General features: G+C 60.2%; 30 protein-coding genes. 1 reads left to right on the top strand and 29 read right to left on the bottom strand.

Annotated features, from left to right (window positions below):
- Positions 1-15: 15 nt before the first annotated feature.
- Entirely contained in the window at positions 16-849 is an 834-nt protein-coding gene (locus tag ACMZ6R_RS11070) for a substrate-binding domain-containing protein (RefSeq protein WP_416111343.1), read from the bottom strand.
- Between the two features lie 532 nt (positions 850-1,381).
- Here ACMZ6R_RS11070 and ACMZ6R_RS11065 point away from each other — a divergent pair.
- Positions 1,382-2,275: a flagellin gene (locus ACMZ6R_RS11065; RefSeq protein ID WP_416111341.1), complete on the top strand. Its 894-nt coding sequence runs from the start codon at positions 1,382-1,384 to the stop codon at positions 2,273-2,275.
- A 75-nt stretch (positions 2,276-2,350) separates the two neighbouring features.
- Here ACMZ6R_RS11065 and ACMZ6R_RS11060 read toward each other — a convergent pair whose 3' ends face one another.
- From ACMZ6R_RS11060 to rplD, 28 genes are all read right to left on the bottom strand, one after another.
- Positions 2,351-3,241, bottom strand: coding sequence for a selenium metabolism-associated LysR family transcriptional regulator (locus ACMZ6R_RS11060; protein WP_416111339.1), 891 nt, complete (start codon positions 3,239-3,241; stop codon positions 2,351-2,353).
- An 80-nt stretch (positions 3,242-3,321) separates the two neighbouring features.
- Positions 3,322-3,771 carry a 50S ribosomal protein L17 gene (gene rplQ / locus ACMZ6R_RS11055; RefSeq protein ID WP_416111337.1) on the bottom strand — a complete coding sequence of 150 codons (450 nt, stop codon included), beginning with the start codon at positions 3,769-3,771 and terminating at the stop codon, positions 3,322-3,324.
- Positions 3,761-4,804, bottom strand: coding sequence for a DNA-directed RNA polymerase subunit alpha (locus ACMZ6R_RS11050; RefSeq protein WP_416111335.1), 1,044 nt, complete (start codon positions 4,802-4,804; stop codon positions 3,761-3,763). Before ACMZ6R_RS11050 ends, rplQ begins: the two co-directional genes overlap by 11 nt.
- A 32-nt stretch (positions 4,805-4,836) precedes the next feature.
- Positions 4,837-5,463, bottom strand: coding sequence for a 30S ribosomal protein S4 (gene rpsD / locus ACMZ6R_RS11045; RefSeq protein WP_416111333.1), 627 nt, complete (start codon positions 5,461-5,463; stop codon positions 4,837-4,839).
- Positions 5,464-5,649: 186 nt separating this feature from the next.
- Positions 5,650-6,036: a 30S ribosomal protein S11 gene (rpsK, locus tag ACMZ6R_RS11040; RefSeq protein ID WP_416111331.1), complete on the bottom strand. Its 387-nt coding sequence runs from the start codon at positions 6,034-6,036 to the stop codon at positions 5,650-5,652.
- Positions 6,037-6,088: 52 nt separating this feature from the next.
- On the bottom strand, positions 6,089-6,460 hold the full coding sequence (gene rpsM / locus ACMZ6R_RS11035; protein ID WP_416111329.1) for a 30S ribosomal protein S13: 372 nt from the start codon (positions 6,458-6,460) through the stop codon (positions 6,089-6,091).
- Positions 6,461-6,472: 12 nt separating this feature from the next.
- Positions 6,473-6,586: a 50S ribosomal protein L36 gene (gene rpmJ / locus ACMZ6R_RS11030; protein WP_081458447.1), complete on the bottom strand. Its 114-nt coding sequence runs from the start codon at positions 6,584-6,586 to the stop codon at positions 6,473-6,475.
- A 60-nt stretch (positions 6,587-6,646) separates the two neighbouring features.
- Positions 6,647-7,414 carry a type I methionyl aminopeptidase gene (map, locus tag ACMZ6R_RS11025; RefSeq protein ID WP_416111327.1) on the bottom strand — a complete coding sequence of 256 codons (768 nt, stop codon included), beginning with the start codon at positions 7,412-7,414 and terminating at the stop codon, positions 6,647-6,649.
- A 5-nt stretch (positions 7,415-7,419) separates the two neighbouring features.
- Entirely contained in the window at positions 7,420-8,730 is a 1,311-nt protein-coding gene (secY, locus tag ACMZ6R_RS11020; protein WP_416111325.1) for a preprotein translocase subunit SecY, read from the bottom strand.
- A gap of 11 nt (positions 8,731-8,741) precedes the next feature.
- The gene (rplO, locus tag ACMZ6R_RS11015) at positions 8,742-9,218 is read right to left on the bottom strand and encodes a 50S ribosomal protein L15 (protein ID WP_416111323.1); all 477 of its coding nucleotides are present in this window, start codon (positions 9,216-9,218) and stop codon (positions 8,742-8,744) included.
- On the bottom strand, positions 9,215-9,394 hold the full coding sequence (rpmD, locus tag ACMZ6R_RS11010) for a 50S ribosomal protein L30 (protein WP_416111321.1): 180 nt from the start codon (positions 9,392-9,394) through the stop codon (positions 9,215-9,217). The genes rplO and rpmD overlap by 4 nt, the downstream gene beginning before the upstream one ends.
- An 11-nt stretch (positions 9,395-9,405) precedes the next feature.
- Positions 9,406-9,900, bottom strand: a complete 495-nt coding sequence (gene rpsE / locus ACMZ6R_RS11005) for a 30S ribosomal protein S5 (protein ID WP_416111319.1) — start codon at positions 9,898-9,900, stop codon at positions 9,406-9,408.
- 19 nt (positions 9,901-9,919) lie between these two features.
- Positions 9,920-10,279, bottom strand: a complete 360-nt coding sequence (gene rplR, locus ACMZ6R_RS11000) for a 50S ribosomal protein L18 (protein ID WP_416111317.1) — start codon at positions 10,277-10,279, stop codon at positions 9,920-9,922.
- Between the two features lie 9 nt (positions 10,280-10,288).
- Complete coding sequence (gene rplF / locus ACMZ6R_RS10995; protein ID WP_416111315.1) at positions 10,289-10,828, bottom strand: 50S ribosomal protein L6; 540 nt, start codon at positions 10,826-10,828, stop codon at positions 10,289-10,291.
- A gap of 25 nt (positions 10,829-10,853) precedes the next feature.
- The gene (rpsH, locus tag ACMZ6R_RS10990; RefSeq protein WP_416111313.1) at positions 10,854-11,237 is read right to left on the bottom strand and encodes a 30S ribosomal protein S8; all 384 of its coding nucleotides are present in this window, start codon (positions 11,235-11,237) and stop codon (positions 10,854-10,856) included.
- An 18-nt stretch (positions 11,238-11,255) separates the two neighbouring features.
- Positions 11,256-11,441, bottom strand: a complete 186-nt coding sequence (locus ACMZ6R_RS10985; protein WP_416111311.1) for a type Z 30S ribosomal protein S14 — start codon at positions 11,439-11,441, stop codon at positions 11,256-11,258.
- Between the two features lie 11 nt (positions 11,442-11,452).
- Positions 11,453-11,992: a 50S ribosomal protein L5 gene (gene rplE, locus ACMZ6R_RS10980; protein WP_416111309.1), complete on the bottom strand. Its 540-nt coding sequence runs from the start codon at positions 11,990-11,992 to the stop codon at positions 11,453-11,455.
- Between the two features lie 17 nt (positions 11,993-12,009).
- Entirely contained in the window at positions 12,010-12,333 is a 324-nt protein-coding gene (gene rplX / locus ACMZ6R_RS10975; RefSeq protein ID WP_416111307.1) for a 50S ribosomal protein L24, read from the bottom strand.
- A 28-nt stretch (positions 12,334-12,361) separates the two neighbouring features.
- Positions 12,362-12,730 carry a 50S ribosomal protein L14 gene (gene rplN, locus ACMZ6R_RS10970; protein WP_005993035.1) on the bottom strand — a complete coding sequence of 123 codons (369 nt, stop codon included), beginning with the start codon at positions 12,728-12,730 and terminating at the stop codon, positions 12,362-12,364.
- Positions 12,731-12,740: 10 nt separating this feature from the next.
- Positions 12,741-13,001, bottom strand: coding sequence for a 30S ribosomal protein S17 (gene rpsQ / locus ACMZ6R_RS10965; RefSeq protein ID WP_416111305.1), 261 nt, complete (start codon positions 12,999-13,001; stop codon positions 12,741-12,743).
- A gap of 12 nt (positions 13,002-13,013) precedes the next feature.
- Positions 13,014-13,208: a 50S ribosomal protein L29 gene (gene rpmC / locus ACMZ6R_RS10960; RefSeq protein ID WP_416111303.1), complete on the bottom strand. Its 195-nt coding sequence runs from the start codon at positions 13,206-13,208 to the stop codon at positions 13,014-13,016.
- Between the two features lie 2 nt (positions 13,209-13,210).
- Positions 13,211-13,624 carry a 50S ribosomal protein L16 gene (gene rplP / locus ACMZ6R_RS10955; protein ID WP_416111301.1) on the bottom strand — a complete coding sequence of 138 codons (414 nt, stop codon included), beginning with the start codon at positions 13,622-13,624 and terminating at the stop codon, positions 13,211-13,213.
- Positions 13,624-14,265: a 30S ribosomal protein S3 gene (gene rpsC / locus ACMZ6R_RS10950; protein WP_416111299.1), complete on the bottom strand. Its 642-nt coding sequence runs from the start codon at positions 14,263-14,265 to the stop codon at positions 13,624-13,626. The genes rplP and rpsC overlap by 1 nt, the downstream gene beginning before the upstream one ends.
- A 10-nt stretch (positions 14,266-14,275) precedes the next feature.
- The gene (gene rplV / locus ACMZ6R_RS10945) at positions 14,276-14,608 is read right to left on the bottom strand and encodes a 50S ribosomal protein L22 (RefSeq protein ID WP_005993029.1); all 333 of its coding nucleotides are present in this window, start codon (positions 14,606-14,608) and stop codon (positions 14,276-14,278) included.
- Positions 14,609-14,638: 30 nt separating this feature from the next.
- Positions 14,639-14,920 (bottom strand): 30S ribosomal protein S19, encoded by a 282-nt coding sequence (rpsS, locus tag ACMZ6R_RS10940; RefSeq protein WP_416111297.1) that lies wholly within the window; start codon positions 14,918-14,920, stop codon positions 14,639-14,641.
- Between the two features lie 12 nt (positions 14,921-14,932).
- Entirely contained in the window at positions 14,933-15,763 is an 831-nt protein-coding gene (gene rplB, locus ACMZ6R_RS10935; protein ID WP_416111295.1) for a 50S ribosomal protein L2, read from the bottom strand.
- Positions 15,764-15,765: 2 nt separating this feature from the next.
- On the bottom strand, positions 15,766-16,056 hold the full coding sequence (rplW, locus tag ACMZ6R_RS10930; protein WP_416111293.1) for a 50S ribosomal protein L23: 291 nt from the start codon (positions 16,054-16,056) through the stop codon (positions 15,766-15,768).
- Positions 16,043-16,675 carry a 50S ribosomal protein L4 gene (rplD, locus tag ACMZ6R_RS10925; RefSeq protein ID WP_416111291.1) on the bottom strand — a complete coding sequence of 211 codons (633 nt, stop codon included), beginning with the start codon at positions 16,673-16,675 and terminating at the stop codon, positions 16,043-16,045. Before rplD ends, rplW begins: the two co-directional genes overlap by 14 nt.
- Positions 16,676-16,688 lie beyond the last annotated feature (13 nt).

Here is a 16,688-nt window from a genome sequence, read left to right as displayed (position 1 = left end):
GGGAATGCGGCGTCCTTATTTGGCGGCATTGGGCGTAAAGAGCTTTTTCCCCTTGAGGGTGAAATCGCCCACGAGCATTTGTCCCTTTGGTGACGCCAGCCACTCGCGAAACTTCTCGGCGGCCTTGAAGTTGGTGTTCTCGCAATTGTCCGGATTGACGGTGATGACGCTGTACTGATTGAGCAGCGGCTTGTCGCCCTCGACCAGCACGACCAGGGGCGGCTTGCCCCCGGCCTGGTCGGCGTACTTGATGTACGTGCCGCGATCGACCAGGGTGTAGGTGCCGCGTTCGCCGGCGATGTTGAGCGTCTTCATCATGCCCTGGCCCACCGAGGCGTACCAGGAATCCTTGTCCGGCACGGCCATGCCGGCGGACTTCCACAGGGCCTTTTCCTTCTTATGGGTGCCCGAATCATCGCCACGGCTCACGAAAGGCGCCTTGGCCGCGGCGATGGCCGCCAGAGCCTCGCCGGCCTTCTTGCCCTTGACCTTGGCCGGATCGGTCGCCGGGCCGACCAGCACGAAGTCGTTGTACATGACTTCGGTACGGTTAACGCCGTTGCCGTCCTCCACGAATTTTTTCTCGGCAGCCGGGGCATGGACCAGCAGCACGTCCACATCGCAGTTGCGGCCATGCTCCAGGGCCTTGCCCGTGCCAACGGCCACCCATTTGAGGGTGATGCCGGTGTCCTTTTTAAAGGCGTCGGCCAGAACCGGCAGCAGCCCGGTATCGTCGGTGCTGGTGGTGGTGGCCATCATCAGGGTTTCGTCCTTGGCCAAAGCCGGCCCGGCGCACAACACGGCAATGGCAACTGCCGCAAGCACCCAGCGCAAGGTTTTCAAACGCATCGCTTCCTCCTCTCTTTTCCACTGGTTAGCAATAGTCCGTCATGATTCTGAAATAGCCTATGAACGCTGTCAAGGCGACCCCTGGGCGGAAATTTGCGAAAAAAACCATTCCCGGCCCTAATGCCTTTTGCGGACAGGACGATAGGAGCAATGACAAGCTTGGTTTTATGCCTCAACTGCAATACGACTGCTACTCCTTCACAACACTCGCTTTTTCAACAGGTTATTTTCCGATTCATTCCTGTGATTTTCCACATGCGCGAGAGAAGCGTTGATTTCTCCCTCTGAGTCCACAGAATTTTTCTTTATTTTCGCCTAAAGGGTTTTCCCCTTAGGCCGATAGGTGAGGCAAGCAGCCACTCACAGCACGAGAATGGCAGCGATTGATCGGCTAGGGATGTTTACCAGCGAGTCAATACGATGGAGCAGACCGGCACAAGCCGTTCACCTCAAGTAACCCCATGCTGCCGGCGAGCTCTTCGCTTACATGGGTAGCAAGCTGGATGCACGCACTTTTCAAGGAGGAAAAGCCATGGCTCTCTCAATCAACAACAACCTGATGGCCAATACTGTTTCGCGGAACCTGAACAATTCCTACTCCGCTCTGGCCACTTCGACCCAACGTCTGTCCTCGGGCCTGCGCATCAACACCGCGGCTGACGACGCCGCCGGTCTGGCCATTCGCGAGCTCATGCGCTCGGACGTCGCCGCCATCAACCAGGGCGTTCGAAACGCCAACGACGCCATCTCCATGATCCAGACCGCCGACGGCGCGCTCCAGGTCGTGGACGAAAAGCTCATCCGCATGAAGGAACTGGCCGAACAGGCTTCCACCGGTACCTACACCTCGGATCAGCGCCTCATCATCGACTCCGAATACCAGGCCATGGCCTCGGAAATCACCCGTATCGCCAGCGCCACGGACTTCAACGGCATTTATCTCCTGAACGGCAACCTGTCCGGCAGCACCCACAGCGGCGCGGGGTTGAACGCCTCCGGCAAGCTCAAGGTGCACTTCGGTTCCGGCAACCAGAGCGCCGAGGACTACTACTACGTCCAGATCGGCACTTCCACCGCTTCCGCCCTGGGCGTGGGCCTGGGCGCCGCATCCGGCGCTACCGGCCGCAGCATCTCCACCCAGGAACTGGCCCAGAAGGCCCTCGACGCCATCCAGACGGCCATCGTGTCCAAGGACAAGATCCGGGCCAACCTGGGCGCCCTGCAAAACCGCCTGGAGAACACCATCTCCAACCTGCAGGTCCAGAGCGAAAACCTGAAGGCCGCCGAATCCCAGATCTCCGACGTGGATGTGGCGACCGAAATGACCCAGTTCGTCAAGAAGCAGATCCTGACCCAGTCGGCGGTGGCCATGTTGTCCCAGGCCAACTCCCTGCCCAAGATGGCCATGCAGCTCATCCAGGGTTAATAAGAAGCGCTTTCCCAAACAACAAAAGCCCGCTCCGGTCCAGGCCGGGGCGGGCTTTGTCGTTTGGGAAAGGTCCTACAGGCTTTCGCTGGCCGCCAAAAAAAAACGCAAGGCGGGAAACATATAGCGCCGGCCGTGATAAACGATATAGAAACTGCGCCGCATGACCAGTCCCGGCGTTTCCAGAAGCGTCACCGCCCCGCTTTCCAGGTAACCGCGGGCGGCCATACGGGATACGACCGACACCCCGAGACCGGCGGCCACGCATTCAAGCACCGCCAGCGACGAATGCACCTGCAACACCGTACGCAGGTGCCGCGGGTCGACGCCGGCCGCGGCAAGTCCCTCTTCCATGGCCTGTCGCGTGCCGGACCCCGGTTCGCGCATGACCCAGGGCAGTTCGGTCAGGCGTTGCCGCCAGTCGTCGCCGTCAGGACGGACAAGGGCCTGGGCGCGGGAACCGACAAGAACCAGCGAGTCCTCAAGGATCGACCGGCAGGCCAGCTCCGGCTGTCGCGCCGGCGCGCCGATGATGCCCACATGGGACTCGCCGGCCGCCACCATGGCCGTGATTTCCGAGGTGTCGCCGCCGCGCAGGTCCACGCGCACTTCGGGATACTGGTTGAGAAAACGGGCCACGAGTCCGGGAATGATGTATTGGGCCGGGATGGTGCTGCCGCCGATGACAAGGTCCCCGGAGACCCGCTGGGACAAGGCCAGGATATCGGCCTTGGCCATGTCAAGCTGACTGAAGATGGTGGTGCAGTAGCGATGGAGCACGTCGCCGGCCTGGGTCGGCAGCACGGTGCGGCCAAGACGATCGAAAAGCTGTGCCCCGAGTTCCTCTTCCAAGGCCATGATGTGGGCGCTGATCGTCGGCTGGGACAGCATGAGCTCCTCGCCGGCCTTGGAAAAACTGCGCAAATCATAGACTTTGGCAAAGGCCTGAAGACGACGAACATCCATCTCCGCCATCCTTCCCATAGAAAAAAACTATAGATACGCGTAAAAAAAAAGCAGGGCCGTATAACCGGCCCTGCCTGATACTATTCCTGAGACTCGCCTTCGGCCGGGGCAGCCGGCGTCTCGGCGGGAGTGGCGGCGGGAGCGGGCTTGGCCTCGACGGCCGCCTCGCCCTCACGGCGGGTCAGCTCGATGATGGCCATGGCGGCGCAATCGCCGTTTCGCGGCAGGCTCAGCTTGACCACGCGGGTGTACCCGCCACCCTGTCCGCGAAAACGGGGACCGACCTCGTCGAAGAGGCGGGCGACCAGCTGGTGGTTCTCCAGAACCTTGTAGGCCAGGCGACGGGCGTGCACGCTGTCGGTCTGGGACAGGGTCACCAGATGCTCGACAACGCCGCGCAACTCCTTGGCCTTGTGTTCGGTGGTACGAATGCGCTCGTGGACAAGAAGCGAGCGCGCCATATTACGCAGCATGGCCTTCCGATGGGGGGCGGACCTGCCAAATTTGCGTCCGGATTTTTTATGTCTCATCGACCTGCTTCCTCTTGAGCCATTCCTGGTATTTTTGCTCGAAGTTCTCGATGCGCATGCCGAATTCCAGGCCCATGTCTTCAAGCACCCGGCGAATTTCCTCAAGGGACTTCTTGCCGAAGTTCTTGGTCTTGAGCATCTCGTTTTCGGTCTTCTGCATGAGTTCGCCGACAGTTTGGATGTTGGCGGACTTTAAGCAGTTGGTCGCGCGCACGGAAAGTTCGAGCTCGTCTATGCTTTTGAAAAGGCTGGGATTGAGTTCGATGTCGTCGCGGCGGCGAGCCTTGTCGGCTTCGGACTCTTTCTCGTCGAAGTTGATAAAGACAGTCAGCTGGTCCTTGAGGATCTTGGCGCTGTAGGAAATGGCGTCCTCAGGAGAGATGGAGCCGTCGGTATCCACCTCAAGCACAAGCTTGTCGTAGTTGGTCATCTGGCCGACGCGGGCCTGTTCGATGGTGTAGGCCACCTTCTTGACCGGCGAAAAGCTGGAATCAAGCAGGATCAGGCCGATTTCCGAATCGAGCCCCTCGTGCATGTCGGCCGTGACATAGCCCTTGCCCATACGCACTTCGAGTTCGATGCGGAAGTCGCGGTCATCGGAAAGGGTGGCAATCAGCACATCCTCGCTTAAGACCGAAACATTCTGGTTGCCCTGGATGGCGCTGGCCAGAACCTCGCCTTTTTTATTGGCGAAAAGCGTCAGCCGCTGCGGGTCTTCGGTGGCCATGGCCAGCCGGACCTGTTTGAGGTTGAGGATGATTTCGGTCACATCCTCGATGACTCCCGGGATGGTCGAGAACTCGTGCTGCACGCCCTCAATGCGGGCGGCGACGATGGCCGCGCCCTGGAGGGAAGACAACAGCACCCGGCGCAACGCATTGCCGAGTGTGGTGCCGAACCCTCGTTCCAGGGGCTCGCACACGAACCGACCGTGGGTATCGGTCGAGTCGGAATCCCGTTCAAGGGTTTCCGGCTTGACCAACTCGGTCCAGTTCCGGGAGTTGATGAGCCGTTGGCCGTTGCGAATCAACATGGCGTCACCTTATGCAAAGCGTACTTTGCCGATTACTTGGAGTAAAGCTCGACGATGAGCTGCTCGTTGATCGGGAACTGCACGTCCTCGCGGGTGGGCAGGGCGTTGACCTTGCCTTTGAGCTTCTCGCCGTCCACTTCGAGCCAAGCCGGGCAGCCACGACGGGCGATGACCTGCTGGGCCTCCAGGATGATGGGGGACTGGCGGTTGCGCTCACGCACTTCGATGACGTCGCCGACCTTGACCTGGAGCGAAGGGATGGTCACGCGGCGGCCGTTGACGGTAAAGATGCCGTGCCGCACGAACTGGCGGGCCTGGTTGCGCGAAGTGGCGAAACCGAGGCGGTAGATCACGTTGTCCATGCGCCGCTCGAGAAAGCAAAGCAGGTTTTCGCCGGTGACGCCTTTTTTCATGTCGGCGCGCTGGAAATAGGCGCGGAACTGCCCTTCCAGGATGCCGTACATGCGGCGGGTCTTTTGCTTCTCGCGCAACATAACAGCGTAGTCGCTCACCTTTTTGCGAATCCGGCCGTGCTGCCCGGGGGCATACGGACGGCGCTCGTAAGCGCACTTATCGGTATAGCAGCGATCGCCCTTCAAAAACAGCTTCGCCCCTTCACGGCGGCAAATCCGGCATTTCGCTTCTGTGTATCGTGCCAAGGTCGTTCCTCCTCAATGTGCCGCGGACCGTCTTGCGTATTTATTCCCGGTCCCGCTTTCTCGTCTGGTTGCGTGCAGTCGGGCCGGGATGGCCCCGCGGCGAACCGAATGCCACTTCAGGCCCCCAAGGGGCCTGCTCGAAATATTTCCGCTTCTGCCCGGTGCCCCGACCAGGCGCGTCGCACCTTAGACGCGACGCCGTTTGGGCGGACGACAGCCGTTGTGGGGAATGGGCGTGATGTCGCGGATGAAGCTGACCTTGAACCCGGCATTGTGAATGGCGCGCATGGCGGCCTCACGTCCCGAGCCCGGCCCCTTGACCAGGATGCCGACGGTACGCATGCCGTTTTCCTGGGCCTTGCGGGCAGCGTTTTCAGCCGCAACCTGCGCGGCGAAGGGGGTGGATTTGCGCGACCCCTTGAAACCAGCGCCGCCAGAGGTGGCCCAGCTCACCACGTTGCCCTTCTGGTCAGTGAAGGTCACGATGGTGTTGTTAAACGAGGCCTGAATGTGGGCCACACCCACGGGAATGTTCTTGCGTTCCTTTTTGCCAATGCGGCGCGGTTTCGCCATGGATATATCTCCGAAACGGCCCGTAGCGGGCTCGTCGCGTGGTTGTTTACGGTTACTTTTTCTTCTTGGCCATCACGCCGCGACGCGGGCCCTTGCGGGTGCGCGAATTGGTGTGGGTGCGCTGTCCGCGGCAGGGAAGCCCGCGACGGTGGCGAAACCCACGATAGCAGCCGATGTCCATGAGGCGCTTGATATTGGCGGTTACATCACGCCGCAAATCGCCCTCGACCTTGAAATTGGCCTCGATTTCCTTGCGGATGGTGTTGGTTTCCTCGGGGGTGAGGGCGTCTGAATTTTTCGTCCAATCGACGCCTGTTGCCTCAAGGATCGTCAGGGCCGTGGAACGGCCGATGCCGAAGATGTAGGTCAGCGCGATATCCATCCGCTTATTTTTGGGAAGGTCGACTCCCGCGATTCTGGCCACGACGTTCCTCCGTTATCCCTGACGCTGTTTGTGCCGGGGGTTCTCGCAGATCACCCGAACCACGCCGTGACGCCGGATGATTTTGCACTTAGGACAAAGTTTTTTCACCGAAGGTCTGACTTTCATGTCGCTCTCTCTCCGTATCCCGGCGATGGAAACGACCGGTGCCTACCGGCATCGGTCGCATCAATCAACCAGGCTTAAAATCCGAGGTCCGTTTTTGGTCACTGCCACCGTGTGCTCGAAATGAGCCGAGAGGCTGCGGTCCTTGGTCACGGCCGTCCAATTGTCGGACAGCACTTCGACGTCGGGGCCACCGGCGGTCACCATGGGTTCGATGGCCAGCACCATCCCGGGCTGCAACGGTACGGGGTGGGCGTCCTGCGGCTCGAAATTCGGGATTTCGGGCTTTTCGTGAAGCTTCCTCCCGATGCCGTGACCAACAAATCGTTTTACAACACTTAGGCCATGTCCTTCAACATATTTTTGCACGGCCCGCGAAATATCATACAGGTCATTGCCGGTCCGAGCGTTGGTGATGCCCGTTGCCAGCGATTCCCGCGTCACCTGCAAAAGCGTCGTTGCGGCCTCGTCGATCTGCCCCACCGGGGCGGTCGTGGCCGCATCGCCGTAAAACCCGTCGTAGACCACGCCCATGTCGAAACTGACGATGTCCCCTTCCTTGAGCTCCCGGTCGGACGGAAAGCCATGCACGACTTCTTCGTTGACCGAGCAACACAAGGCGTAAGGAAATCCGTACATGCCCAGAAATGCCGGCTTGACCTTGAAATCATCACACCGTTTGCGTGCGATCTCCTCGAATTGCATGGTCCGCACACCCGGCTTGACCGCTTCCGTCATCTCTTGCAAAATGATGGCCACGATCCGACAAGCCTGCCGCATGGAAGCAATCTCAAGGTCATTTTTGAGGAATATCCCCCTGACCTTCTTCAAAACGACTACCTGCCCTTGATCCTCCCCTTCTGCATGAGACCCTCATACTGTCGGGAGATCAGATAGGACTCGATCTGCGACATGAAATCCATGGCGACGCCAACAACAATCAGAAGCGAGGTGCCACCGAAGTAGAACGGCACGTTGAATTGCTGGATCATCACCATAGGCAACACGCAGACCACGGATATATAGAGTGAACCCCAAAGCGTGATGCGCGCCAAGACCTTGTCGATGAACTCCTTGGTCTTGGCCCCGGGACGAATACCCGGGATGAACCCACCTTGCTTGCGGATATTTTCGGCAATATCGGCCGGATCAAAAATGATGGCCGTATAAAAGTAACAAAAGAAGACGATCAGCGTCACGAAGATCACATTGTAGGTGATCGTCTGGGGGCTGAAAAAAGCGGCCACGCTTTTGAGCCACGGTACGCTGGAGAACTCGCCCAAAGTCGCCGGGAAAAGCAGGATGGAGGAGGCGAAAATGGGCGGAATCACGCCGGCGGTATTGACCCGGAGCGGCAGATGCGTGGTCTGCCCGCCATACATTTTACGCCCCACCATGCGCTTGGCGTATTGGATGGGGATGCGCCGCTGCCCGCGCTCCATGAACACGATGGCGGCCAGGACGGCCAGCATCAGCACCACGAGGAACACAAGGACGAAAAGCGAAATCTCACCGGCCTTGAGCAGATCGAAGGTGGACAGCACGGCCCGGGGCAACCCGGCCACGATACCGGCATAGATGATCATGGAAATGCCGTTGCCGATGCCTTTCTCGGTCATCAACTCGCCAAGCCACATCAGGAAGATCGTGCCCGCGGTCAAGGTCAGGATGGTCATGAGCCGAAAGCTCCAGCCGGCCATGATGACCACCGGCGCGCCGGTCGGGCTGGCCATGCTCTCCAGGCCCACGGCAATGCCGAAGCCCTGGATGATGGTGATGAGCACCGTGCCGTAGCGGGTGTATTGGGTGATCTTCTTGCGCCCGGCCGCCCCCTCCTCCTTTTGCATCTTGGCCAGTTCGGGGCTGACCACGGTCAGCAACTGGATGATGATGGAGGAGGAGATGTAGGGCATGATTCCCAGGGCGAAGATGGAAAGGTTACGCAAACCGCCGCCGGAGAACATATCGAAGAGGCCGAACAGGGTGTTCTTGGCGCTCTCGAAGAAATCCGCCAGCGCGGTCGAATCCACCCCCGGTACCGGCACATGCACGCCGATACGGTAGATGGCCACCAGAAAAAACGTCCAAAGGAGCTTTTTTTTCAGCTCCGGCAGACGGGCCAGATTTTCGACTCCGGTAAGTGCCACTGCAACTTCCGTTATGCTTCGGTTGCGGGTTCGGCTTCGACGGCGCCGAGCATCACGGCCTTGCCGCCGGCAGCGGTGATCTTCTCGGCGGCCTTGGCGCTGAAGCGATGGGCCTCAACGGTCACGGCCGAAGACACGTCACCCTGGCTCAGGATCTTCACCAACGCGCCCGCACTGGCCAGGCCACGCTCGTAAATGTCGTCCAGGCTGATCTCGGTCTTGCCCGCGAAAGCGGACAAGAGCCGTTCCAGATTCAGCGGCTGGTAGACGATCTTGAACTTGTAGTTCTTAAATCCCCGTTTGGGCAGCCGACGGGCCAAGGGCATCTGGCCGCCTTCGAACCAGGGGCGTTCGGAAACGCCCGCACGGGCATTCTGGCCCTTGTTACCCTTGCCGGCGGTGCAGCCCTGACCGGTGGCGCGGCCGCGACCAAGGCGCTTGCGGCTGGCGCGCTCCTCGGGGAACGGATAGATCTCGTGGAGTTTCATGATTCGGTAACCTCAACCAGATGCTTGACCTTCTCGATCATGCCGAGCACGGTGTCGGACTTCTCGAAGGAACGTTCCTGCCGAATCTTTTTCAGCCCAAGCGCGGCCAGCGTGCCGCGCTGCTTGGGCGTATTGCCGTAGCGCCTTTTGAGCAGCTTGACGGTAATCGTAGCCATGGCGGTCTCCCTTATTTGCGCGGGGTGGCCAGAGCCTTGCCGCGCATGGCGCCGACGCTCTCGGCGCTGCGCAGCGAAGCCAGACCTTCCATGGTGGCGCGCAGGACATTGTGCGGATTGTTGGTGCCGATGGCCTTGGTCAGGATGTCGTTGACGCCGCAGGCTTCCATGATCGCCCGCACCGGGCCGCCGGCGATGATGCCGGTACCCTTGGAAGCGGGTTTGAGCATGACGCGGCCGGCACCGAACTGGCCAAGAACCTCGTAGGGCAACGTGCCGTCGAGCAGGGGAATGCTGATCATGCCTTTTCTGGCCTGCTCGGTGGCCTTGCGGATGGCCTCGGGGACCTCGTTGGCCTTGCCGAGTCCGCAGCCCACCGACCCTTTGCCGTCGCCGACGACGACCAGGGCGCTGAAGCTGAACCGGCGGCCGCCTTTGACGACCTTGGCCACGCGGTTGAGGTACACGATCTTTTCGATCTGTCCGAGGTCGGACTGTTGGTCCATGCCGTCATCCTTACGTCGATTAGAATTTGAGGCCGCCATCCCGGGCTCCGTCGGCAAGGGCTTTGATCCTGCCGTGGTAGAGGTAGCCGCTTCGGTCAAAGACAACGGCTTCAATTTTGCGTTCCAGGGCCTTTTGCGCCAGATCCTTGCCGACCTTGGTTGCGGCTTCCTTGTCGGCCTTGAGCGGCACGTCGGCCTTGCCCAGGGTCAGGCTCGAGGAAGATACCAGGGTCTGGCCGGAGAGATCGTCGATCACCTGGGCATAGATGTGCCGGTTGGACCGGAACACAACCAGGCGGGGACGCTCGGCGCTGCCGACCAGCTTCTTGCGGATGCGGACTTTCCGGCGCGCACGCGCCAGGGTCTTACTCATCTTCATGATGCGGTCCTATTTCTTGCCGCCGGACTTACCGGCCTTGCGGCGAATGGTTTCGGTCTCGTACTTGATGCCCTTGCCCTTAAACGGCTCGGGCGGACGCACACGGCGGATACGGGCGGCAGTCTCGCCGAGAAGCACCTTGTCGATGCCGGTCAGCGTGAGCTTGTTGCCCTCGACCTTGGCCTCGATGCCGGTCGGCAGTTTGAAGTCGACCGGATGCGAGTAGCCGACGGAAAGCGTCACGGTGTGGCCGGAGGTGGCGACCTTGTAGCCGACGCCGATGACTTCAAGGGTTTTGGTGAAGCCCTTGCTCACACCCTCGACCAGGTTGGCCAGAAGGGTGCGGCGCAGGCCGTGCTGGGCCCGGGCCAGGCGCGTGTCGTCCACACGGCTCACATGCACCTTGCCGGACTCGACCGAGTATTCAATTTTCGGATGCTTGGGCGTGGACAACTGCCCCTTGGGGCCCTTGACCATCACCGCTTCGCTCGCGACCTCCACGGACACGCCGGAAGGCAGCTCGATTTCGCGTTTTCCTATCCTGGACATGACATCTTCTCCGCGACTTGTCTTCTTACCAGATTTCGCACAGGAGCTCGCCGCCGACGTGGAGCTCCTGGGCCTTGCCGCCTTCCAGGATGCCCCTGGAAGTGGACAGGATGCTGATGCCCAGGCCATTTTGGACCTTGGGGATGGAGCCGGCGCCGACGTAGACACGGCGGCCAGGCTTGCTCACCCGCTTGAGTCCGGCGATGAGCGGCTTGCCGCCATCGTACTTCAAGTTGATGGACAAGGTGCTCTCGTTCACCGCGAAGTCGGCAATATAGCCTTCGTCCTTCAGGATGGCGGCGATGGAGGCCTTGAGTATTGAGGCCGGGATGGCCAATTCCGCATGCAGCGCGTGATGCGCGTTACGAATGCGGGCCAGCATATCGGAAATGGGGTCGGTCACCGACATGGCGTCCTTCTCCTTAGCTTACCAGCTCGACTTGCGCACGCCCGGCATTTGACCGGTCAGCGACATGTTACGGAAGCAAATGCGGCAAACGCCGTACTTGCGTAAAAACGCCCTGGGACGACCGCAGATGGGACAGCGGTTATACGCTCTGGTTGAAAACTTCGGCTTGCGGCTGGCTTTCACCATCAAAGATTTGCGGGCCACGTCCGATCTCCTTACTTTTTAAACGGCATACCGAGTTGGTCGAGGAACATCTTCCCCTCCTTGTCGGACTGCGCCGTCGTGACGATAGTGACGTTCATGCCCTTGACGTGTTCGACGCGATCCACGTTGATTTCCGGGAAAATCGTATGCTCCCGGATGCCGAGTGTGAAATTGCCGCGTCCGTCGAAGCCACGATCGGGCACGCCGCGAAAGTCGCGGACCCGGGGCAGCGCGAAGTTAATCAGTTTGTCAAGGAAATCCCACATGCGCATCCGGCGAAGAGTCACACGGCACCCCACCGGCATGCCCTCCCGGAGCTTAAACGCCGCGATGGACTTGCGGGCACGCGTCACAACGGCCTTCTGTCCCGAAATGGCGGTCAGCTCGACCACAGCTTCCTCAATGAGCTTGTTGTTGTTGCCCGCTTCGCCCAAACCCATGTTGAGCGAAATGAAGGAAAGCCGGGGGATTTGCATGCTGGAAGTGTACCCGAACTCTTTTTTGAGCTCCGGGGCGATCTTCTCGGCATAAATTTGTTCCAGGCGGGTCATACCGTGTTCCTTTCTCCTCAAGCGATTTCGCGTCCGCACTTCTTGCAGAAGCGGACTTTTTTGCCGTCGACGGTTTCTTTATAACCGATCTTGGCAGGTTTAGCGCAACCGTCACACAGAAAAGCCACATTGGAGATGTCCAGGGGCGCTTCCTTTTCGACGATCCCGCCGGGAATCTTGGCGTAGGGATTGGCCTTGGTGTGGCGCTTGACCATGTTCACCTTTTCCACCAGCACGGCATTCTTCTTGGGCAGGATCTTGAGCACCTTGCCCACCTTGCCCTTGTCCTTGCCGGTGGTGACCATCACCTTGTCGTTCTTACGAATCCGATACGTTTTCATGGCGTCCTCGATGGCGTGGAGCGGCGTCCTACAGGACTTCCGGCGCCAGCGACACGATTTTCATGAAGTTTTTCTGACGCAGCTCGCGGGCCACCGGTCCGAAGATACGGGTGCCGACAGGTTCGAGCTGGGCCGACAGCAGCACGGCCGAGTTGTTGTCGAACTTGATGAAGGATCCGTCGGGCCGCCCCACTTCTTTCTTGGTGCGCACCACAACAGCCTTCATCACCGCGCCCTTTTTCACCTTGGAATTGGGCAGGGCGTCCTTCACGGCCACCACAATGATGTCGCCAACCGAGGCGTAACGGCGACGGGAGCCGCCGAGAACCTTGATGCAGCTGACCTTCTTGGCGCCGGAATTGTCCGCCACGTCGAGCTGGGTTTCTACCTGGATCATGGCCTTGCTCCTAAACCGCTTTTTCCATGATTTTCACGAGATGCCAGCGCTTACGGGCAGACAGCGGGCGATGCTCGATGATGCTGACCATATCGCCGACGCCGCAATCATTTTGCGGATCGTGGGCCATGAATTTTTTCCGACGGCGAATGTACTTCTTAAACAACGGATGCTTGACCAAGGTCTCGACCATGACCGTAATGGTCTTGTCGGCCTTGTCGGAAACGACGACGCCGGTCAGCACCCGGCGGTTGCTCTTATGTTCTTCCATGGCGAACCCCAGTTAGGCTTGGCGCTTTTTTTCGTTTTGCACGGTCAGGATGCGCGCGATATCCTTACGCACCTGACGCAGGCGATGCGTCTTTTCCAGCTGGGCGGTGGCGTGCTGGAAACGCAGCTTGAAGAGCTCCTCGCGGGACTCGCCAAGCTTTTGGGCCAAGCCGTTTCCGTCGAGTTCACGCAGTTCGGCGGTCTTCATGGCTAAACGCCCTCCTTGGCCACGATCTTGGTCTTGATCGGCAGCTTGTGCTGGGCACGGGTCAAGGCTTCCTTGGCCGTTTCCAGATCAACGCCCTTGATCTCGTAGAGCATGCGACCGGGCTTGACCGGAGCAAACCAGCCCACGGGCGCCCCTTTACCTTTACCTTGACGGACTTCGGCCGGCTTTTCCGTCTTGACGCGATCCGGGAAGACGCGAATCCAGACCTTCCCGCCGCGCTTGATGTGCCGCATGATGGCGACACGGGCGGCCTCGATCTGCTGGCTGGTCAGCTTGCCGTGCTCCAGGGCCTTGATGCCGATATCACCAAAGTCGATGGAGGCGCCTTTGGTGGCCGGACCGCGCAGGCGGCCCTTCTGCATCTTGCGATACTTGGTTTTTTTTGGAGCCAACATTACGCTTCCACCTCATGATCAAGAATCTCGCCTTTGAAAATCCAGACCTTGACCCCGATGACGCCGTAGGTCGTCTTGGCGATGGCAAAGCCGTAGTCGATGTCGGCGCGCAGGGTCTGCAGCGGCACGCGGCCGTCGCGGTACCATTCGGAGCGGGCGATTTCCGCCCCGGCCAGACGGCCGGCACAGGAAACCTTGATGCCCTCGGCGCCGAACTTGCGCGAGAGGCCGACCGTGCGCTTCATGGCCCGGCGGAAGGCCACACGGCGCTCCAACTGCAGGGCGATGTTCTCGGCCACCAGCTGGGAATCGATCTCCGGACGGCGGATCTCGTTGACCTCGACCGTGAATTCGCGGCCGAAGCGCTGCTTGAGATCGCCGCGGACCTTCTCGATCTCCGTGCCCTTGCGGCCGATGACGATGCCGGGGCGGGCGGTGTGGATGATCAGGCGGATCTTGCCCCCGGCCCGTTCGATCTCGATTTTGGAAATACCGGCGTGGTACAGGTTCTTTTTAACGAACTTGCGAATATTGTTGTCCTCGAAAACGAACGCGGGATAATCCTTTTTGGAAAACCAGCGGGACAGCCAATTCTTGTTGTACCCGAGCCGGAACCCGTAGGGATGTACTTTCTGGCCCATAGTGTCGCTCCTAGTTCTCGGCCACGACGACGGTGATATGGCTCGTGCGCTTGACGATCCTAAAGGCGCGGCCCATGGAGCGCGTCATGATGCGCTTCCAGGTCGGCCCGGGATTGACGATCACCTGTTTGACCGTGAGGTTGTCGATGTCAACACCCGAAATCTGCTCGGCATTGGCCACGGCAGAACCTAAGACTTTGCCGATGAGCTTGGCCGACTTCTTGGGTGTGAACTTCAGTATATTCATGGCCTCCTCAACCGGACGGCCAAGAATGTTGGCGGCAACGAGCCGCGCCTTCTGGGGCGACACGCGGATGAATTTGGCTCTCGCTTTGGCTTCCATGGCTTTATCCCGGCCGGGAACGATCCCCGGCTACTTTTTCACTTTGCTTTTCTTGTCCGCGGCATGGCCGTGGAAGGTCCGCGTGGGGGCGAACTCGCCAAGCTTGTGGCCGACCATGTTCTCGGAGACGAACACCGGGATGAACTTCTTGCCGTTGTGGACGGCGAAGGTGAGCCCCACCATCTCGGGCAGGATCATGGACCGGCGCGACCACGTCTTGATCACATGGCGGTCCTTGTTCTCCACGGCGTAGGTGACCTTTTTTTCCAGGTGCCCGTCGACGAACGGGCCTTTTTTCAGCGAACGAGGCATAGGCTAATCCCCTTACTTTTGTCCGCGCCGCTTGACGATGAGCTTGGACGAGGGCTTTTTCTTGTTTCTGGTCTTGTAGCCCTTGGTCGGCTTGCCCCACGGAGTAACCGGGTGACGGCCGCCTGAGCTTTTGCCCTCGCCGCCGCCCAGCGGATGGTCGACGGGGTTCATGGCCACGCCGCGGACTTTGGGGCGGTTGCCCAGCCAGCGGTTACGCCCGGCCTTGCCGATGGAAATATTCTCGTGCATCACGTTGCCGACCTGGCCGACGGTGGCCAGGCAGGTGGCCAGGATGTTGCGCACTTCGCCCGAGGGCAGACGCAACAGGGCATACTTGCCCTCCTTGGCCACGAGCTGGGCGTAGGTGCCGGCGGCGCGGCAGATCTGCCCGCCCCGGCCCGGGGTCAACTCGATGTTGTGCAAAAGGGTACCGACCGGGATCTTCTTGAGCTCCAGCGCATTGCCGGGCTTGATGTCCGAGCCGTCACCGGCGCTCACCTGATCGCCGACGGAAATCCCAACCGGCGCCAAAATGTAACGCTTTTCACCATCGGCGTAATGCAAAAGCGCGATACGGGCGCTACGATTCGGGTCATACTCCACGGAAAACACCGTGGCCGGCACGCCGAACTTGTCGCGCTTGAAGTCGATGATGCGGTAGACGCGCTTGTTGCCGCCGCCCCGACGCCGCGAGGTGATCCGGCCATAGCAGTTGCGGCCGGAAGCGCGGGGAAGTCCCTCGCACAGGGACCGTTCGGGCTCGGTCCGGGTGATCTCCTCGAAGGTGGAGACCGTCTGGAACCGCCGACCGGGCGACGTGGGCTTAAGCTTGCGGATGGACATGACTAAACCCCTTCGAAGAACTCTATTTTATCACCCTGCGCCAGGGTCACGTAGGCTTTCTTGTAGCCCGGGATGCGTCCCGTCACCTTGCCCATGCGCGAGCGGGCCAGCGGACGGCGCCGAACGACCCGGACGGAATTGACCTTGACCGAAAAAGCCTTTTCCACGGCCCGGGCGATCTCGATCTTGTTCGCCTCGGGGTGGACGAAAAAAACCACCTGGTTGGCGGCGTCCTTCACCATCGTGGCCTTTTCGGAAACCAGGGGCCGCAAAAGGATGTTAGCGTACTCCATGACCGAGCCTCTCCTGGACCTTCAGGGCCGCGTCCTTGACCATGACCAGATGTTCGTAGCGCAGGACGTCGTACACGTTGAGCATATCCTCCCGGACCACTTTGATGCCGGGAAGGTTTCTGGCGGAAAGCTCGAGATTGTTATCCGAAGCGGGCAGAACAATCAAGGCTTTTTTCAGTCCGAAGTCCGTTGTCACCTTGGCCATGTGCTTGGTCTTGACCTCGGGCACGGAAAGGGCGTCCACCAGCACCAGGGAATCGTCGCCCAGCTTGGCCGACAGGGCCATGCGCAGGGCCAGCAAGCGCACCTTGCGGTTGACCTTGAAGGTATAGTCACGGGGCTGGGGCCCGTGTACGACGGCGCCGCCGCGCCAGATGGGCGAGCGGGTGGAGCCGGCGCGGGCACGACCGGTGCCCTTCTGCCGCCAGGGCTTCTTGCCGCCGCCGCGGACGGTGCTACGGGTTTTGACACTGTGGGTGCCGGCGCGCTTGGCAGCGAGCTGGGCGCGCACGACCAGATGCAGCAACTCGGGCTGCACTTCGACTTCAAAGACCTCGGGGGCCAGCTCGACATCGCCGATTTCCTGGCGGCCCTGGTCATAGAGTTTTACGTTTGCCATGGCGTTTTATCCC

Origin of the sequence: Solidesulfovibrio sp. C21 (assembly GCF_047785625.1) — a bacterium.
In the GTDB taxonomy this organism is placed as follows: Bacteria; Desulfobacterota; Desulfovibrionia; order Desulfovibrionales; family Desulfovibrionaceae; genus Solidesulfovibrio.
Note: the sequence above shows the minus strand (reverse complement) of the source record. Positions and strands in the feature narration are given on the sequence as shown.